The 17,246-nt window shown below is 71.2% G+C and carries 14 protein-coding genes; 6 read left to right on the forward strand and 8 right to left on the reverse strand.

Annotated features, from left to right (window positions below):
• The first annotated feature begins 100 nt into the window (after positions 1-100).
• The gene (locus OHO83_RS13360; RefSeq protein WP_330279512.1) at positions 101-2,353 is read left to right on the forward strand and encodes an MMPL family transporter; all 2,253 of its coding nucleotides are present in this window, start codon (positions 101-103) and stop codon (positions 2,351-2,353) included.
• A 74-nt stretch (positions 2,354-2,427) separates the two neighbouring features.
• Here the strand turns inward: OHO83_RS13360 and OHO83_RS13365 are convergent, their stop codons facing one another.
• From OHO83_RS13365 to OHO83_RS13390, 6 genes are all read right to left on the reverse strand, one after another.
• Positions 2,428-3,387 (reverse strand): CDP-alcohol phosphatidyltransferase family protein, encoded by a 960-nt coding sequence (locus tag OHO83_RS13365; protein ID WP_266675124.1) that lies wholly within the window; start codon positions 3,385-3,387, stop codon positions 2,428-2,430.
• A gap of 203 nt (positions 3,388-3,590) precedes the next feature.
• Positions 3,591-4,802, reverse strand: a complete 1,212-nt coding sequence (gene mgt / locus OHO83_RS13370) for a macrolide-inactivating glycosyltransferase (protein WP_330279513.1) — start codon at positions 4,800-4,802, stop codon at positions 3,591-3,593.
• Positions 4,803-4,848: 46 nt separating this feature from the next.
• Entirely contained in the window at positions 4,849-5,304 is a 456-nt protein-coding gene (locus tag OHO83_RS13375) for a MaoC family dehydratase (RefSeq protein WP_330279514.1), read from the reverse strand.
• A 71-nt stretch (positions 5,305-5,375) separates the two neighbouring features.
• Complete coding sequence (locus OHO83_RS13380; RefSeq protein ID WP_330279515.1) at positions 5,376-6,863, reverse strand: acyl-CoA synthetase; 1,488 nt, start codon at positions 6,861-6,863, stop codon at positions 5,376-5,378.
• 11 nt (positions 6,864-6,874) lie between these two features.
• Positions 6,875-7,762, reverse strand: coding sequence for an amidohydrolase family protein (locus OHO83_RS13385; protein WP_389564334.1), 888 nt, complete (start codon positions 7,760-7,762; stop codon positions 6,875-6,877).
• Entirely contained in the window at positions 7,759-8,715 is a 957-nt protein-coding gene (locus OHO83_RS13390; RefSeq protein ID WP_330279516.1) for an SDR family NAD(P)-dependent oxidoreductase, read from the reverse strand. The genes OHO83_RS13385 and OHO83_RS13390 overlap by 4 nt, the downstream gene beginning before the upstream one ends.
• 245 nt (positions 8,716-8,960) lie before the next feature.
• Between OHO83_RS13390 and OHO83_RS13395 the strand changes: the two genes are divergently transcribed.
• Together OHO83_RS13395 and OHO83_RS13400 are read left to right on the forward strand one after the other, a co-directional pair.
• Positions 8,961-9,386 (forward strand): MarR family winged helix-turn-helix transcriptional regulator, encoded by a 426-nt coding sequence (locus tag OHO83_RS13395; protein WP_266675118.1) that lies wholly within the window; start codon positions 8,961-8,963, stop codon positions 9,384-9,386.
• A 10-nt stretch (positions 9,387-9,396) separates the two neighbouring features.
• A complete protein-coding gene (locus OHO83_RS13400) occupies positions 9,397-10,173 on the forward strand; it encodes an IclR family transcriptional regulator (protein ID WP_266675117.1) in 777 nt (258 codons plus the stop codon).
• 141 nt (positions 10,174-10,314) lie between these two features.
• Here OHO83_RS13400 and OHO83_RS13405 read toward each other — a convergent pair whose 3' ends face one another.
• A complete protein-coding gene (locus tag OHO83_RS13405) occupies positions 10,315-12,093 on the reverse strand; it encodes a cation:proton antiporter (RefSeq protein ID WP_330279517.1) in 1,779 nt (592 codons plus the stop codon).
• Positions 12,094-12,383: 290 nt separating this feature from the next.
• On the reverse strand, positions 12,384-13,304 hold the full coding sequence (locus tag OHO83_RS13410) for an aldose 1-epimerase family protein (RefSeq protein WP_330279518.1): 921 nt from the start codon (positions 13,302-13,304) through the stop codon (positions 12,384-12,386).
• A 544-nt stretch (positions 13,305-13,848) separates the two neighbouring features.
• Here OHO83_RS13410 and OHO83_RS13415 point away from each other — a divergent pair.
• The 3 genes from OHO83_RS13415 to OHO83_RS13425 are packed head-to-tail and all read left to right on the forward strand — an operon-like array spanning position 13,849 to position 17,126.
• A complete protein-coding gene (locus OHO83_RS13415; RefSeq protein ID WP_330279519.1) occupies positions 13,849-15,669 on the forward strand; it encodes a glycoside hydrolase family 15 protein in 1,821 nt (606 codons plus the stop codon).
• A gap of 3 nt (positions 15,670-15,672) precedes the next feature.
• On the forward strand, positions 15,673-16,614 hold the full coding sequence (locus OHO83_RS13420; RefSeq protein WP_329433620.1) for a cyclase family protein: 942 nt from the start codon (positions 15,673-15,675) through the stop codon (positions 16,612-16,614).
• The gene (locus OHO83_RS13425; RefSeq protein WP_330279520.1) at positions 16,611-17,126 is read left to right on the forward strand and encodes a gluconokinase; all 516 of its coding nucleotides are present in this window, start codon (positions 16,611-16,613) and stop codon (positions 17,124-17,126) included. Before OHO83_RS13420 ends, OHO83_RS13425 begins: the two co-directional genes overlap by 4 nt.
• Positions 17,127-17,246 lie beyond the last annotated feature (120 nt).

Raw genomic sequence — 17,246 nt, forward strand, 5'->3', positions numbered from 1 at the left:
GCTCACCGGACAGCACGACGAGACGCACTTATCGGGCCCATACCTTCGATACGGAGGTGACGGCACGGTGCTGTCACCGCACACAAGGGGGCAGCCCGTCATGGGGAACCGAGACACGCGGGTACGGGGCCTGGCGGCCCGGGCCGGCGGCTGGAGTGTGCGGCACCGATGGGCTGCCGTGGGGATCTGGGTGCTGTTCGTGGTCCTGGCCATGGGGATCGGTTCGGCCGCCGGCCGCGTCGACGTGTCGGACAGCGATCAGCTCCAGGGCGAGACCACACAGGCGGCGCGCATCATCGACGACGCCGGCATCGAGGAGCCCGCGGGCGAGACCGTGCTCGTCCAGGGCAGGCACGGCGACGTGCGGGCGACGGACGCCGACTTCCGGCGGGCCGTCGACGAGGTCGTGAAGGCGGTCCAGGGCTCGGGCGCCGTGACGAACGTGACGTCGCCCTACGACCCGCGGGCGAAGACCATCTCCAAGGACGGCTGCAGCGCGCTCGTCCGGTTCGACATGCGCGGCGACCCCGGCACGGCGAGCGACCGCGTGGAACCGGTGCTCAAGGCCGTCGAGAAGGTCCAGCGGACCCATGGCTCGCTGCGGATCGAGGAGATCGGCGGCGCGAGCATGGGCAAGACGTTCGAGGACGCCTTCGGCAACGACTTCCAGCGGGCCGAGTACTCGGCGGTCCCGGTCGCGCTCGGCATCCTCCTCATCGCGTTCGGCGCGCTGGTCGCCGCCCTCCTGCCGGTGGCCCTGGCCATCACCGCGATCATGGCGACGATGGGCCTGATGGGCATCGTCAGCCATCTCCAGCCGATGAGCGACACCGCCAACTCCGTGATGCTGCTGGTGGGTCTCGCGGTCGGCGTCGACTACTGCCTGTTCTATCTGCGGCGCGAGCGCGAGGAGCGGATGAAGGGCCACGACCCGCAGACCGCGCTGCGGGTGGCGGCGGCGACGAGCGGCCGGGCCATCATCGTCTCGGGCGTCACCGTCTGCGTGGCGATGGCGGGCATGCTGTTCACGGGACTCGCCGAGTTCCAGGCGATGGGTCTCGCCTCGCTGATGGTCGTGGCGGTCGCCATGGTGGGTTCCGTGACGGTGCTGCCGGCACTGCTCTCACTGCTCGGCGAGCGCGTGGAGAAGGGGCGGCTGCCGTTCCTGAACCGCGGCAGGCGACGTGCCGGGACCGGGGCTCCGGAGGGCAGCCGGTTCTGGCAGGCCGTGCTGCGCGTCGTCCTCGCCCGACCCGCCGTGTCCGTGGTCGTCGCGATCGGCGCGCTGCTCGCGGTGACCGCCCCGGCGCTCGGCATGAAGACCCAGAACCTCACCCTGGACCAGGAGTTCGGCGATTCGCTGCCGATCGTGGCCACGTACGACCGGCTCAACGAGGCGTTCCCCGGCGGCTCCGAGCCGGCCGAGGTGGTCGTCAGGGCCGCGGACATCAACGCCCCCGAGGTGCGGAGCGCGATCGCCGACTTCCGTGCGGAGGCAGTGAGTTCGGGAGCGTCGCGCGGCCCGGTGGACCTCGCCGTGCACGGCCGCGAGAACGTGGCGTTCATCAGCGTCCCGCTGGTCGGCGGCTCCGACCAGGACCGGGCCGAGAAGAGCCTCGCGCTGATCAGGGACCGGGTGCGCCCGGACACGCTCGGCAAGGTCGACGGGGTCGAGGCGCCCGTCACCGGTCAGGTCGCGGGATCGAAGGACTTCAACGACCAGATCGTCGGCTCGGTGGTCCCGGTGTTCGCGTTCGTCGTGGTCTTCGCGTTCCTGCTGATGCTGCTGTCGTTCCGCTCACTGACGGTGGCGATCACCTCGATCGCCCTCAACCTGCTGTCCGTGGGCGCCGCCTACGGCATCCTGGTCGCCGTCTTCCAGAACGGCTGGGGCGCGTCCCTGGTCGGCGCGGAGGGCGTGGGCGCGATCATCTCCTGGCTGCCGCTGTTCCTCTTCGTGATCCTCTTCGGGCTCTCGATGGACTACCACGTGTTCGTGGTGTCGCGCATCCGGGAGGCGCGGCTCCAGGGACGTACGAACAGGGACGCCATCACGCACGGCGTGGTGACGACCGCGGGTGTGGTCACCAGCGCGGCGGTCATCATGGTGGCCGTCTTCGCGATCTTCGGGACGCTGTCCATGCAGTCGTTCAAGCAGATGGGCGTGGGCCTGGCGGCCGCGGTGCTCATCGACGCGACGGTCATCCGCGGCATCCTGCTCCCCGCCGTGATGGCGCTGCTCGGCGAGCGGAACTGGTACCTGCCGAAGTGGCTGCACCGGCTGCCCGACCTGACGCACGACGAGGTGGCCGCTCCCCCGCCGGCCGTGACGGACGAGAGGGTGGGGGTGTGACGGCGGCGTTCGGCTGAGGTGGGCGCCGGGGGTGCCCCGCGGGACCGTCGGGTCCGGCGGGGCACCCCTCGCGTTCAGGCCGTCGCGGCTCGCCGGCCGCGCTCCGCGAACGAGTCGATCGTGCGCGTGAAGTCGCGGGTCGACAGCAACAGCTTGTAGACGATGGCGAGTTCGAAGACGAGCAGGAGCGCTCCGGAGACGACGGTCGCCCACAGGACCTGGTCGATCAGCGGGCCGATCATGAAGACGCCCATCTGGAACTCGATCCCGCTGATCAGATGGGTACGGATGCGGTGACGGAGCAGGAAGGAGCGCATCCGCAGGTATACGGGGAAGCGACTCCTGAACTCCTGGTGCAGGTCGACCACTTGAGGCGCGGGCTGCGGTGCGGCCTCCGCGATCCCCTGGGCCGAGTGTGCCTTCTGGAGGTCCTGCTCGATGTCCGCCTCGGGGTTGTCGCGCAGGAGGTCCTCCATGAAGGCGAGCTCGGCCTCGTTCTCGGCGCGCCGTGCCTCCTTGACCCGCTCCTTGATCTGCTTGCGCATGGAATGGCGGATCTTGAAGATCTCCAGGGAGTTGATGTAGCGCAGGGTGTCGAGACCGACGACGGCCAGGGCGAGCCAGATGTAGAGCTCGTCACCGGTGCGTTCGTACTGGCCCGCCATGAGCGCGACTCCGCACACCATGACGCGGATGCGGTCGAAGACGAAGTCCAGCCAGGCGCCGAAGACCGACCCCTGACCGGTGAGCCGGGCGACCTTGCCGTCCATGCAGTCGAGGACGAACGACAGGTGGTAGACGACGGCGCCGGCGATGAGCCAGCGCCAGTCGCCCAGCCAGAAGAAGAAGGCGGAGCCGAGGCCCAGGACGAAGGCGCCCCAGGTGATCTGGTTCGGTGTGATCCTCGTACGCATCGCCGTCAGCCGCACCAGCGGCGTGGCGACCGGGTCGACGAGGAGCACGGTCCACCACGCGTCCCGTTTCTTCTGGGTGATGCGGCGCACCTCGTCGAGGGGCGGTATGTCTCGGCGCATGGCTGGTCAACTTCCTGGCGTTCGACGTGAGTTCATCTCACGCTAGAAAGCCCTTCACATGAGGTTCAAGTAGCGCAGCGTGCAACCTTTGGCCGGGGGTAACGGTCGAACCCCATGACCAAGTCGATGTCTTCGCCAGGCACCACCTGCGTTACCCGAGCGTTACGGAATGACCTCACCGTTACCTAAAACGCGCGATCACTTCACGCCTCTCGTGGAACCAGGCCGCCGAACCGCTCGACGAGGTCCGCCGCGCGCCGGGTACCGCCCTCGCCCTCCATCTCCGCCCGGATCTCCTGGAGGCGGCGCGCCACCTCGGGGTCGGACACCAGGGCGAGCACGGTCTCCCTGAGCTTGTCGGCCGTGGCCTCCTCCATCGGTACGTGGCGTGCGACGCCGAGCCCCTGGAGCATGTCGGCGTTGCCGAACTGGTCGACGGCCTGCGGGACCGCGACCATCGGCGTCGCGGTGGCGAGGCCCTCCTGGCTGCCGCCCGCGCCCGCGTGCGTGATGAAGGCGTCGGCCTGCCTGAGGATCGCCGGCTGCGGTACCCAGTGGTGCACCTCGACGTTCGCGGGGATCTCACCGAGCTCCTCCTCGTCGACGAACTTGCCGACCTGGAGCACCACATACCAGCCGGGCAGGTCGCCGAAGGCCTCGATGCAGGCGCGGTAGAAGGCCGGCTGCTTGGTGAAGGACGAACCGAGCGAGACGAGCAGGACGTTCTCCGCGCCGGCCGGGCGCTGCCACTCGGCCTGCGCCGCCCGCTCGCCCTGGCAGGCACCGACGAAGGTGTAACGGCTCTCGTCGACCCGGTCGGCGTTCGGCTGGAGCGCCTTGGGGATGAGGACGAGGCAGCGGCCGGGGCGGCCCATGAAGTCCTCGACGGAACGGTCGATCCCGTTCGACCGGATCCAGTGCTCGAAGTTCTCGTAGAACGCCTTGCCGCGCGGCGTCTGCTTCAACGGCTCGAACATCGGCTTGCCGACCTCTTCCTCGTAGCCCTCCCAGGCCACGAGGTTCGGCGAGAACTGCACGATCGGGACGTTCCAGCGGTGGGCCAGGACGCGGGCGGGGTAGGCGGTGATGTCGTAGAGGACGAGGTCCGGCTCGTCGTCCTCGTAGAGGTCGATGAGCTGCGGCAGCGCCTGGACCGCGTCGGTGAGGAAGGGTTCGAGGTGGTCGATCAGCTCCGTGCCCCACGCGTCCGGGTCGTCGTCGGTGGGCAGCGTCGAGTGCCAGATCTTCGGCTCGGCCCCGGTCTCGGCCACTTTCTCGGCGAACTGCGGCGGGATCGCGTACGTCACGCGGTGCCCGCGGGCGACGAGCTCCCTGATCACCTCGATGCTCGGGTTCACGTGCCCGTGGGCAGCGATGGAGAACATGGCGATATGGGCGTTCCTGGGGACGGTCATGACGCCACCGTAAGTGAGACGATACGTCTCGTGCAATCTGAATCTTCTACACGTAGAACCGGGAGACACTCTGCAGGACGCATGCGGGCTTGGCCGCTCCCTCGATCTCGACGGTGCCGTCGACCGTGATCTGCACGCCACCCGGCACGTCCTCGACCCCGGCGAGGCTCGCGGCCAGGCGGATGCGGGAGCCGACCGGCACGGGGGCGGGGAAACGGACCTTGTTCAGGCCGTAGTTGACCTTGGTGGTGACGCCTTCCACGTCCAGGAGCTCGGTGAACATCGGGATGAAGAGGGAGAGCGTCAGATAGCCGTGCGCGATGGGCGCGCCGAAGGGCCCTTCCTTGGCACGCTCGGGATCGGTGTGGATCCACTGGTGGTCACCGGTGGCGTCGGCGAAGGTGCCGATCCGCTCCTGTGTGACGTCGGTCCATTCACTGGAACCCAGGTCGCTGCCGGCGAGCTTCTTCAGTTCGTCCAGGCCGTTGACGGTGATGCCCATCAGGGGCTCCTTCGCTGCGTGCTGATGAGGGTGCGATGCGGGGCGGGTATCGGGGACGGGGCATTCAGGGGTCATGAAGTGCCGTGCAGGCGGCGGATGTCGGCCTTGACGAGCTTCCCCGACGCGGTGCGGGGCAGGGCATCCACGACGACGGCCGACTTGGGGATCTTGTAGGGGGCCAGGCGGCCCGAGAGCGACGCGAGGACCTCCTGCGGGTCGGCCGCCCGGCCTTCGCGGGCGACGAGGACCGCCCTTCCGACCTCACCCCACTTCTCGTCGGGCACACCGATGACCGCGCACTCCGCGATGTCCGCGTGGGCGAGCAAGGCGTCCTCGACCTCCGCGGGATAGATGTTCTCGCCGCCCGAAATGATCATGTCTTTGAAGCGGTCGACGATGGTGACGTAGCCGTCCGCGTCGATCCGGGCGGCATCCCCCGTCCGGAACCATCCGTCGGCGAACGCGGCGGCGCTCTCGCCGGGCAGGCCCCAGTAGCCGGGCATGACATGCGGCCCGCGCACCAGGACCTCACCCGTCTCGCCCGGCTCCACGGGCGCGAGATCGGGGCGCGCCACGCGTACGTCGCTGAAGAAGTGCGGCACGCCCGCAGTGCCCGCCTTGCTGACGGCGTGCTCGGCGTCGAGGAAGAGGGTGCCGGGCGCCGCCTCGGTCATCCCGTAGCCCTGCAGGAAGGTGAGGCCGCGGTCCTGGTAGGCCGCGATGAGCGGGGTCGGGACGGGCGAGCCGCCGCAGCTGAGCATCCGCAGCGACGACAGGTCGGCGTCCGGCCAGTTCGGCTGCCGTGTGAGCCGGTCGAACATCGTCGGGACGCCGAACATGAAGGTGACCCGGTGGCGCTCGACGAGTTCCAGGGTCGCCGCCGCGTCGAACGATCCCACCAGGACACAGCTGCCGCCCTTGAGCAGAACGGGCAGGGTGAGCATGTTCAGGCCGGCGGTATGGAAGAGCGGCGCCGCCACGAGCGCGACCTCGTCGGCGATCAGGTCCTGGTCGACCAGGACGTTGACGGCGTTCCAGGTGAGGTTCCCGTGCGTGAGCATGGCGCCCTTCGGGCGGCCCGTCGTCCCGGAGGTGTACATGATGATGCCTACGTCGTCGGGCCCGACCTGCTCGTCGATCGGGTGGACCGGGGCGGCGGCCAGCAGTTCCTCGTAGGCCGGTCCGTCCGCCTCGACAGCGGTACGGACGCCCGGCAGGTCACCCCCCGCCGCTGCGGCGTGCAGGAGCACCGTGGCCCCGGAGTCCCTTATCTGGAAGGCGAGTTCGGGCTCGGCGAGCCGGGTGTTGAGTGGTACGAAGAGCGCACCGAGGAGCCCGGCGGCGAACAGTGCCTCCAGGAACGAGGGGTGATTGGGGCCGAGATAGGCGACGCGGTCACCGCGCCGGACGCCGAGCGCCCGCAGGGCGTGGGCGAGCCGCGTGGTGCGCTCGTGCAGTGCGGCGTAGCTGACGGTGGTGGTGCCGTGGATCAGTGCGGTGCGGTGCGGGGTCTTGCGGGCCCGGCGTGCGGGCCACGACCCCAGTCCCTCGTTGCGCATCAAGTGCCCTTTCAGGAACCGGCATCGGTGAGTCCGAGCAGCCGGGCGGCGTTCTCCTTGAGGATCTTCGGCCTGACCTCGTCCTTGATCGGCAGCTTCGCGAAGTCGGCGAGCCAGCGGTCGGGGGTGAGGACGGGGTAGTCCGAGCCGAACAGCACCTTGTCCTTCAGAAGGGTGTTGGCGTACTGGACGAGCTGCTGCGGGAAGTACTTCGGCGACCAGCCGGAGAGGTCGATGTGCACCCCGGGCTTGTGCGTGGCGACGGCGAGCGCCTCGTCCTGCCAGGGGAACGACGGGTGCGCGAGGATGATCTTCAGTTGGGGGAAGTCGGCGGCGACGTCGTCCACGTGCATCGGGTTGGAGTACTTCAGGCGGATGCCGCCACCGCCGGGCACGCCCGCGCCGATGCCGGTCTGGCCGGTGTGGAAGAGCGCGACGGCGCCGGTCTCCTCGATCACCTCGTAAAGGCCGTACGCCATCCGGTCGTCGGGGAAGAAGCCCTGGATGCTGGGGTGGAACTTGAAGCCGCGCACCCCGTACTCCTCGACCAGGCGCCGGGCCTGCCGGATTCCGGCGCGGCCCCGGAAGGGGTCGATGCTCGCGAACGGGATCAGCACGTCGGGGTTGGCGTACGCGGCCTCGGCGACCTCCTCGTTGGGGACGGGCTCGGTGCCGGTGGCGGACTCGGCGTCGACGGTGAAGACGACGGCGGCCATCCGCCGCTCGCGGTAGTAGGCGGCGGTCTCCTCGAGGGTGGGCTTCCGGTTCCCCTCGACCTTGAAGTAGGTGCTGGACGCGGCGTGCAGCTCGTCGTCGAGCGAGGCCCGCCCCTTGGACGACACCTCGGCGTGCGTGTGGACGTCGATCGCGGTGAGTTGTGCCAGGTCGATCCCGCTCATGCCGGGATCACGCCCTCGGGCGCCTTCGGGAGGCGGGGCGCGGGGATGCCGACGGCCTGCGGCTCGCGCCCGACCGACGTGTGCCAGGTCTCGGCGATGGTCCGCGGACTCCAGCCGCCGTCCGTGTAGGCGACGGACACTTCCTGCGGGTGCGACCACAGGGCGAGCTTGTCGCCGCCGATGCCGATGCACTGGCCCGTGACGTCCCGGGCCGCTTCGGAGGCGAGGAAGGGCACGAGTGCGGCGCAGTCCTCCGGTGTCCCGAAGCCCTCACCCTTGCGCAGGAAGCCGGGCAGCGGTTCACCGCCGCGCAGGGCGTCGACGTACGGGGCGAAGGCGGGGATGGTCTCGGTCATCGCGGTCGCGGCGACCGGCACGACGGCGTTCACCGTGACGCCCGCGCGGGCCAGCTCCATGGACCAGGTGCGCACCATCGCCGCTATCCCGGCCTTGGCGGCCGCGTAGTTGGTCTGCCCGAAGTTGCCGCGCTGGCCGGCCGGGGAGGCGACGAGCACCAGGCTGCCGCCCTCGCCCTGTTCACGCAGGCGCACGGCGGCGGCGCGGGCGCAGGTGAAGGTGCCCCTGAGGTGGGTGGTGACGACGGCGTCGAAGTCGTCGTCGGTCATCTTCCACAGCACCCTGTCGCGCAGGATTCCGGCGTTGGTGACCATGACGTCCAGCCGGCCGAACTCCGAGACGGCCCGGCCGACCAGGCGCTCGGCGGCCTCTGCGGTGCCCACGGGGACGACCTCGGCGACGGCCCGGCCACCTGCCTCGGTGATCGTCTCGACGGCCTGCCCGGCGACGTCCGCGTCGACGTCGTTGACGACGACGCTCGCCCCGGACCGGGCGAGGGCGGTGGCGTAGGCGAGACCGAGTCCGCGGCCGCTTCCGGTGACGACGGCGACCTTTCCGTCGAGAGAGGTCGATGGTGCTGATGACGCGTCAGACATTGCAGCTGTGCCCTTCCGGTGGCGAGGAGAGGTACGTGGCGGGGAGGAGACGGCCGAGGAGATCCGATGCGCTCAATCCGTACCGGCCGACGAGAAGGACGCTATGACCAATCATTGTTGTCGTCAATAGTTGCCGGAAGCCTTTAAGTCCTTCATGCTGGAGCCGACCTCACGCACCCCCGTGCCCGCACGGGCCGACCCCGGAGCCCGATATCCCCGACATCTCTGACGAAGACGCGCCCTGGATGCGCGCGCTGCACGCCGACACCGGCTATCTCCTCTACCGGCTCGGGCTGCACTCGGGCCGGCTGTTCAACGCCACGCTCGAAGAGTTCGGCCTGCGGCTGCGGCACTACGCGCTGCTGCGCTACCTCGCCACCGTGGAGGGCGCCCTGCAACGCGAACTGAGCGACCGGCTCGGCTACGACCCGAGCGCCATCGTGAGCCTCGTGGACGACCTCCAGGAACTCGGCCTGGTGGAGCGGGGACCCGCACCCGGGGACCGGCGCAGCCGCATCGTCGCCCTCACGGACCGGGGCAAGGACGTCCTGCGCGACACCGACAAGGGCAGCCGGCGCGTCACCGACGAACTGCTCGCACCTCTTGCCCCGGGGGAACGGGCCACGTTGCAGGCCCTGTTGGCGCGGGTCGCGGAAGCGGACCGGGGCTGACCCGCCGGACATGGCCGAGCCGTCGCAGGACCCCGCGGGCGCCGCGCACAGCCGTTCCGCGGCGGAGCGGCTGTTGGCGGTGCTCGGCGCGTTCGACCACCACCGACCCGCGCTGTCCCTCACCGAGATAGGCCGCCGGGCCGGACTGCCGCTGGCCACCGCCCACCGCCTGGTGGGCGAGCTCACCGCGTGGGGCGCCCTGGAGCGCGACGCGGCGGGCAGCTACCACGTCGGGCTGCGGATCTGGGAACTCGCGGCGCTGGCCCCGCGCGGCCTTGCCCTGCGCGAGGCCGCGCTGCCCTTCCTGGAGGACCTCTACGAGGCGACCCACGAGAACGTGCACCTCGCGGTGCGCGACGGCCTCGACGTCGTCTACATCGAGCGGCTGTCCGGCCGCCACGCGGTCGGCGTGCGCAGCCGGGTCGGCGCACGCTGGCCGCTGCACGCCACGGGCGTCGGACTCGTCCTCCTCGCCCACAGCGCCAGGACCTTCCAGGACCAGGTCTGCGGGCGCCCGCTCGCCGCCTTCACCCCGCACACCCTGTCCGACCCTGTCCGGCTGCGCCGCGCCCTGGCCGAGGTACGGCGCACCGGCTGCGCGGTGGCGGACCGCCAGATCACGGACGACGCGGTCTCGGTGGCCGCACCCGTGCGCGGGCCCGGGGGCGACGTCGTGGCCGCGGTCTCGCTCGTGGTCCCCTCGGCCGGGACACAGCCGCACTCGCTGATCCCGGCCGTACGACTCGCCGGCCGGGGCATCTCGCGCACCCTGGGCTGGCGGCCCTGAGGAGACGACGGGAGACCGCCGCGCCGGTGTCCGTGCACGTGACGTACGCGGACCCCGGTGAGTCGGGCCGTCTGAGTCACGGCCCCAGGTAACGCCGGCCGGGAACGACGGGGTCCGGGCACCTGGGAGCCGGCAGCCGGCCTACTGCGCCGGACGCTCGGAACCCCGTCCGCCCGGGGCCAGCAGGACGGCCGTGTCTCCCGGCCGGGGCAGTGGCGTGCTGCCTTCCGTGACCGGATCGAGGCGGCCGTCCCGCCGCACGAGGAACAGCAGATCGCCACCGGGCAGGAGGGCGTCCCCGGCGGGCCGCCCGAGAACGGCTGCGCCCTCCTCGTACCTGCGCGCGAACGTCTGCCAGGTCAGATCCGGGGCGAACAGGACCTCGCCCCCGATGAACGGCGCCACCACGCCATGGCTGTCGGCCGGTGCGCCGAGACGGTGGACCGCGCCCTCCACGCTGCCTCGCAGCAGCGCCGCCGCCAGTGCGTTGAAGTCGTCCTCCGCGGTGAGGAAGTAGACCGCCGTGATGCCTTCCAGCTGGGCGCCGCCCCCCGTGGCGGCGCCCAGCAGCTCACCGGGCGCAAGATCGACCCCGGCCCGCCGGATACGTTCGCGCTGTTCCTCCTCCCCTGCCCACATCAGCACCTCCAGCCCTGCCGCCTTCAGCGCCACACCCAGGTCGACCACCCAGCGGTCACCGCCGACCAACAGGGGGCGTGAGCGGGACGGGCGCACGACGCCCAGGCGACGGGCGACGCGTGAGGCGGTCAGGCCGTAGAGCGTCACGGTCGCGACGATGACCACGAACGTGGCCGGAAGGATCTTCGCCGCGCCACCGATCCCCTTGGCCACCAGGCCGGCCGAGAACGTCGAAGCCGTGGCGGCCGCCACGATGCCGCGCGGCGCCATCCAGCCGATGAAGCCCCGCTCCTCGCGTGTCAGGTCGGTGCCAAGGGTCGACACAGCGGCGACCAGCGGCCTGACGACCAGCACCAGAAAGGCGGCGAGCCCGAGTGCGGGCAGCCACACATGGCGCAACGAGTGCGGGGTGACGGTGGCCGAGATCGAGATGAAGAGCAGACCGAGGATCAGGCTGACCAGGGCCTCGAAGAACGGCCGACGCGCGGGTACGTCGAAGCTGGGGAGGTTGGCGACGGCCAGGCCCATCACCACGGCGGCGATGAGTCCCGTGTCGTCGCGCAGGACATCGCAGAGCGCCGCCACACCGATCACCGCGGCGAGTTGCGCCGTGGTACCGAGGACCTCGCCGAGTCGCAGCACCCGGAACAGCACCCACAGCAGAGCCGTCCCGACCGCTCCTCCGGCCGCCCCGATGCCCACACTGGCCAGGAACAGCGCCGTCCCACTGCCCAGGTGGTGGCCCGAGCTCGCCACGACCCCGTGGTAGACCAGTGCCCCCACGACACCGCCGACCGGGTCGATGAGGGAGCCCTCCCAGATCAGGATGCGCTGGAGCCGGTCCTTCGGTCGCACGAAGCCGAGCAGAGGCCCGACCACCGTCGGCCCGGAAACCACGAGGATCGCGCCGATCATGACGGCCGCCTGTCGGGACATGCCCAGCAGCGGCGCGGCGAGGAGCGCGCCGAGCAGCCCGGTGACCAGGACACCGATCCAGATCAGCCGTACGACGACGCGACGGGTGTGGCCCTTCAGCCTCGCCGGCTCCAGGCCGAGGCCCGCGTCGTAGAGGATGACGGCGACGGCCAGCGACACCAGCGGCGAGAACGCCGGCCCCAGCAGCTTCTCGGGGTCGACGTCGTCGATCAGCACACCGGCGGCGAAGCCGACCGGGAGCAGCACGATGAGGGCGGGGATGCGCAGGCGGCCGGCCAGGATCTGCGATCCGACGGCCAGGACAAGGATCAGGCCCACGCCGATGAGTACCTGATTCGTCGTCACAATTGGCCCTTTCGAAGCGTGGTGGGACGGTCCGGCGCTCCAGCGGGCCGACTGCGCGGCCGGCCGGGTCCGGCCTCCGCTGTGTGCCGCGCGGCTGCCGCGCGGATCGCCATGGGGAGCAGGGCCGGCCGAAAGCCACGGACGACGGATCGCGGGAGCGGGACGGCCCACGAGGCGGTGGCGATCCTGCACGACCTCGGACGCGGCGGCCGCGGCGAACACCCGGCAGGTCCGCGTCGCACGGTGGTCCTCGGCCCGCGAGGATCAGGTCGGGGACCGTGACGGCGCCGTCACTCCTGCCACGGCGTGATCCCCCAGCGGACGGTGTACTGCTCGCCGGGGCCGAGGCTGACGAGCCCGGTGCCGCTGCGGAATCCGTCCGGGGGGCAGGTCATCGGCTCGATGGCGACCGCCCGACGGCGCTCCCGCGGCGGCAGGGTGTCGCCCGTGTAGAGCTGCACGTATTCGGCGCCCTCCCCCAGCCACACGTCCGTACCGAACGCACCCGACGGGTGGGCCAGGCGCACCACGGCGCGGCCGTCCGCGTCCCGGTCGAGGTCACCGAAAGGGGTGTCCAGCCGGAGCGCACCGACGGCTCGTGGCGTTCGCAGGTCGTACTCGGTCCCGGCGACCGGCTCGGCGGCCACCGGCAGGCCGCGCTCATCGGTGCGCAGCCATGTCCGTGCGGGGACGGTCAGCACCGCCTGGTCGACGGCCTCCGTGCCCGGGGCGATGTAGGGATGCTGGCCGAAACCGTAGGGCGCGGCGTTCGCGTCGAGGTTGCGCGCGGTGACGGCTACTTCGAGCCCGCCCTCGCCCAGGGAGTACTCGGCGCGGACGTGGAGGTGGAACGGGTAGCCCGGCTGCGGCCACAGCGGAACCTCCAGGACGGCGCGGCTGCCGCTCGCCTCCACGACCCGCCACGCGACCCACCGGAGCAGCCCGTGGATGGCGTTGCCGCCGGCCGGCTCGGTGAGCGGCAGCTGCAGATCCTGCCCGTCCCAGGGGTATCGGCCGTCACGGATCCGGTTGGGCCACGGCACCAGGATCTGGCCGCGCCCGCCGGTGATCCGGTCCTGTTCGGCGAATCCGTCGATCACGGTGCGTTCACCGACCTCGTAGGACCGGACGGCCGCTCCCAGCTCTACGACGACGGCCCTGTGCGTGCCGTGGCAGAGGGTCAGTTGCCGTCCAGTGCGGCTCTGCTGCACGCGTGGCCTCCTCGGTCCGCCCTGTCGGTGCCGCCGGGCGCCGACGCTGTGGTGTGGTGGCCCGCGGCGCCGCCCCTCCCCTCGGGAGCCTGCGGCCCCGCATCGACCCGGTCAAGCGCGACACGTTCCTGCCGGTGAGATCGCCGGGCCTGTTCGCCCGGCTCACCGGCCGGACGTGGATCATCTCCGCGCACAGCCTCCGTCGCCCGTCCGCCGGACCCACCGAGACGCCACGATGCCCCGGCGCCGGCCCCTTCTCCCCTGTGATCGACCGGCTCCGGCCGGCAACTCCCGATGGGGCGGCGAGCCGGGCGCGGCGCTCGGCTCCGGCGCCTCAGGTCGCTCCGGTCGCCCGGCCGAGGCCCTGGCTGCGGCGGGCCTGCGGAAGGTCGGCGTTGCGCCGAAAGAGTGCTGGTCCCCGGCCGGCGGACGGTCGTCCCGCCGGCCGCCATGGGCGAGCGGTCGTCGACCGCTCCGACGGGCAAGGGCCACCACGGTGGCCGATAGTGGGAGCAGGGGCCTCCTTCGAGACTTCGGAGCAGTCATGGATCGCTACCCTCCCATCGCCGAACACGGCCTGGTGGGCGACCTGCAGACTGCCGCACTCGTCTCGTCGCAGGGCGTCGTGGACTGGTTCGCCGCTCCCCGGTTCGACTCGCCCAGCATCTTCGCCGCCCTGCTCGACCACGACGGGGGTGGGTACATGCTGCTGGCCCCCGAGCGCTCCGACGTGACCTGCAAGCAGCTCTACTACCCCGACACGGCCATTCTGGTGACGCGGTTCATGTCACCGGACGGGGTGGGCGAGGTGGTCGACTTCATGCCTCCGGACCGGACCCGCACCGCCACCGACCGTCACACCCTCGTACGTGTCGTGCGGGCCGTGCGGGGGACCGTCGAGTTCACGCTCGAGTGCCGCCCGCGCTTCGACTACGGCCGGGCCGAGCACGAGCTCGAGCTCGGCGAGAAGACCGGCCTGTTCCGGTCCCCGCAGATGGACGCGCACGTGCAGGCCTCTTTCCCGCTGGAGCGGGACGGCCAGGACGTACGCGGCAAGGTGACGCTGAGTGCCGGGGAGTCGGGCGGCGTCGTGTTCACCGTCTGCGCGTCCGGCGGCGAGGCACCCGCACCCCTCACGGTCGACGGGCTCACCGCACAGGCCGACGACACCGGACAGTTCTGGCAGGAGTGGCTGCGCCAGTCCCGCTACCGGGGCCGCTGGCCCGAGCTGGTGCACCGTTCGGTCATCACCCTCAAGCTCCTCACCTACGCCCCCACCGGCGCCCTCGTCGCGGCGGCCACCATGGGCCTGCCCGAGCAGGTCGGCGGAGAACGCAACTGGGACTACCGGTTCACCTGGGTACGTGACAGCGCGCTGTCCGTGCGCGCCATGCTGGACCTCGGCTTCGCCGAGGAGGCCACCGCCTTCCTCCACTGGCTGATCGACAGGCTGCAGGAGCGCGAGGGCAAGGAAGGAGAGCCGCTCCAGACGATGTACCGGGTCGACGGCGACCCGGACCTGCCCGAGGAGACGCTGGAACACTTCGAGGGCTACCGCGGCTCCTCCCCCGTCCACATCGGCAACGGAGCCGCCGACCAGCTCCAGCTGGACATCTACGGTGAGGCCCTCTACGCGTTGTCCCAGGGCCGCGAGATCGCGCAGCAGTCCACGTACCGGGGATGGAAGGCGCTGACCAGGACGCTGGACTGGTTCGCCGAGGCGTGGGACCGGCCGGACGAGGGCATCTGGGAGACCCGCGGCGGCCGCCAGGACTTCACCTTCAGCCGGGTGATGTCCTGGGCCGCCTTCGACCAAGGGCTGCGCCTGGCCGAGCACTTCCGCAGGCCCGCCGACGTGGCGAAGTGGCGCAGCGCGAGGGACGCCATCCTGGAGCAGGTCATGGAACACGGCTGGAGCGAGCAGGAGGGCGCCTTCGTCCAGCATTACGGCGGCGACGTCCTGGACGCCTCCCTGCTGCTCATGCCGATGGTCCAGTTCATCGCCCCCCGGGACTCGACCTGGCTCGCCACCCTCGACGCGATGGACCGCAAGCTCGTCTCCGACAGTCTCGTCTACCGCTACGACCCGGCGGCGTCGCCGGACGGGCTGCGGGGCTCGGAGGGCACCTTCAGTCTGTGCACCTTCCTCTACGTCGACGCGCTGGCCCGGGCTGGGCGGCTGCCCCAGGCCCGCTACACCTTCGAGAAGATGCAGACCCACGCCAACCACATCGGGCTCTTCGCCGAGGAGATCGGACCGAGCGGGGAGCAACTGGGCAACTTCCCCCAGGCGTTCACGCATCTGTCGCTGATCATGGCGGCCACGACCCTCGACGAGGCGCTCGACGCGGAGAGCCGGCGCTGAGCCATGGTCACGCATGGTCCGGCAGGACCGTCACGGCTGACGCACGACGAGTTCGGCGTGCTGTACCGGCACCTGCGCTCGCGCACCGCCTGGGCCGCGGGCGACCGGGGGGCTCTGAGCGCGCTCACTCCTGCCCAGGTGCTGGCCGCGACCCGCGAGGTGCGGACCGGCCGGACGGTCTCGCTCGCCGCGCCGGTGGAGACCCTGCCGGGCCCGGACAACCCGGAGCCCGCCGAGCACCGGATGAGCGGGCAGCCGGAGGAAGACACCTCCAGCGGCCTCCACTTCGCGAGGGACAGCTTCGCGATGAACGTGCACGGCGACGCCGAAAGCCACATCGACGCCCTCTGCCACGTGATCTACGACGGCACACTGCACGGCGGGGTGCCCGCGAGCAGCGTCACGGCGGGCGGGGCGACGAGGCTCTCCATCGAGGCGGCGCGCGACGGGATCGTCGGCCGCGGCGTGCTGTTGGACATCCCGCGGCTGCGCGGCGTGCCCTGGCTCGAACCGGGCGATCACGTGACCCTCGACGACCTCGCCGCGGCCGAGACCGCCCAGCACCTCCGCGTGACAGAAGGCGACCTGCTCCTCGTCCGGGTCGGCCACCGCCGGCGCCGCGCCGAACTCGGGCCGTGGGACGCGGCACATGAGCGCGCCGGTCTCCACCCGTCCGCGCTGGAGTTCCTCGCGGACCGGCGGGTCGCCGTGCTCGGCGGCGACGGGAACAACGACACCGCCCCGAGTTCCACCGAGGGTGTCGGCTTCCCCGTGCATGTGCTGGCGGTCCACGCCATGGGCCTTCACCTGCTGGACTACCTGCAGTTCGAGGACCTGGTACCGGTGTGCGAGGCGGAGGGGCGCTGGACGTTCCTCTGCGTGATCGCCCCGCTGAGGCTGCCGGACGCCACCGGCTCGCCGGTCAACCCGATCGCCGTCCTGTGACCCCCGAGCCGACGGTCGTGGTGGTCATGGGCGTCTCGGGATCGGGCAAGTCCACCGTGGGAGCGCTGCTCGCGCGGCGGCTCACGGCACCCTTCCTGGAGGCGGACGACGTCCACCCGGCCGCGAACCGCGCCAAGATGGCCGCGGGTCACCCATTAGACGACGCGGATCGACGGCCGTGGCTGCTGTCCGTCGCCGCATGGATCCGGGAGGCAACCGACGCCGGCCGGGGCGGGGTGGTGGCGTGCTCGGCCCTCAAGCACGAGTACCGGGATCTGTTCCGCAGGGCGGGCGCAGGCGTGTGGTTCCTGTATCTGGCGCTCGACCGTGCGAGCGCCGACCGGCGGGTCGCGGGCCGTACGGACCATTTCATGCCCAGTCGGCTGGTGGACTCCCAGTACGAAGCTCTCGACCCGCTGCGGTCGGACGAGCCCGGCCTGACCGTCGACGCGGCGGCCGACCCGCGGACCATCGTCGACCAGGCGGTGGGCGCCGTCCGGGAATTGAGGTGACCGGCGCCTGCACGACTCCGCCGGGTCGCCGCCGCCCGACCCACCCGATAGCTTGGAAATGGTGCCGAATGTCCCGATTGCGCGAACCTCCGCAGGGAACAGCGCAGCTCAGAGACCCCC

The organism is Streptomyces sp. NBC_00569 (assembly GCF_036345255.1).
In the GTDB taxonomy this organism is placed as follows: Bacteria; Actinomycetota; Actinomycetes; order Streptomycetales; family Streptomycetaceae; genus Streptomyces.

What these genes read in the sequence shown, in the direction of transcription:
- OHO83_RS13360 (WP_330279512.1), top strand. Translation starts at nt 101, where the DNA reads ATGGGGAACCGAGACACGCGGGTACGGGGCCTGGCGGCCCGGGCCGGC.
- OHO83_RS13365 (WP_266675124.1), bottom strand. Translation starts at nt 3,387, where the DNA reads ATGCGCCGAGACATACCGCCCCTCGACGAGGTGCGCCGCATCACCCAG.
- mgt (WP_330279513.1), bottom strand. Translation starts at nt 4,802, where the DNA reads ATGACCGTCCCCAGGAACGCCCATATCGCCATGTTCTCCATCGCTGCC.
- OHO83_RS13375 (WP_330279514.1), bottom strand. Translation starts at nt 5,304, where the DNA reads ATGGGCATCACCGTCAACGGCCTGGACGAACTGAAGAAGCTCGCCGGC.
- OHO83_RS13380 (WP_330279515.1), bottom strand. Translation starts at nt 6,863, where the DNA reads ATGCGCAACGAGGGACTGGGGTCGTGGCCCGCACGCCGGGCCCGCAAG.
- OHO83_RS13385 (WP_389564334.1), bottom strand. Translation starts at nt 7,762, where the DNA reads ATGAGCGGGATCGACCTGGCACAACTCACCGCGATCGACGTCCACACG.
- OHO83_RS13390 (WP_330279516.1), bottom strand. Translation starts at nt 8,715, where the DNA reads ATGTCTGACGCGTCATCAGCACCATCGACCTCTCTCGACGGAAAGGTC.
- OHO83_RS13395 (WP_266675118.1), top strand. Translation starts at nt 8,961, where the DNA reads ATGCGCGCGCTGCACGCCGACACCGGCTATCTCCTCTACCGGCTCGGG.
- OHO83_RS13400 (WP_266675117.1), top strand. Translation starts at nt 9,397, where the DNA reads ATGGCCGAGCCGTCGCAGGACCCCGCGGGCGCCGCGCACAGCCGTTCC.
- OHO83_RS13415 (WP_330279519.1), top strand. Translation starts at nt 13,849, where the DNA reads ATGGATCGCTACCCTCCCATCGCCGAACACGGCCTGGTGGGCGACCTG.
- OHO83_RS13420 (WP_329433620.1), top strand. Translation starts at nt 15,673, where the DNA reads ATGGTCACGCATGGTCCGGCAGGACCGTCACGGCTGACGCACGACGAG.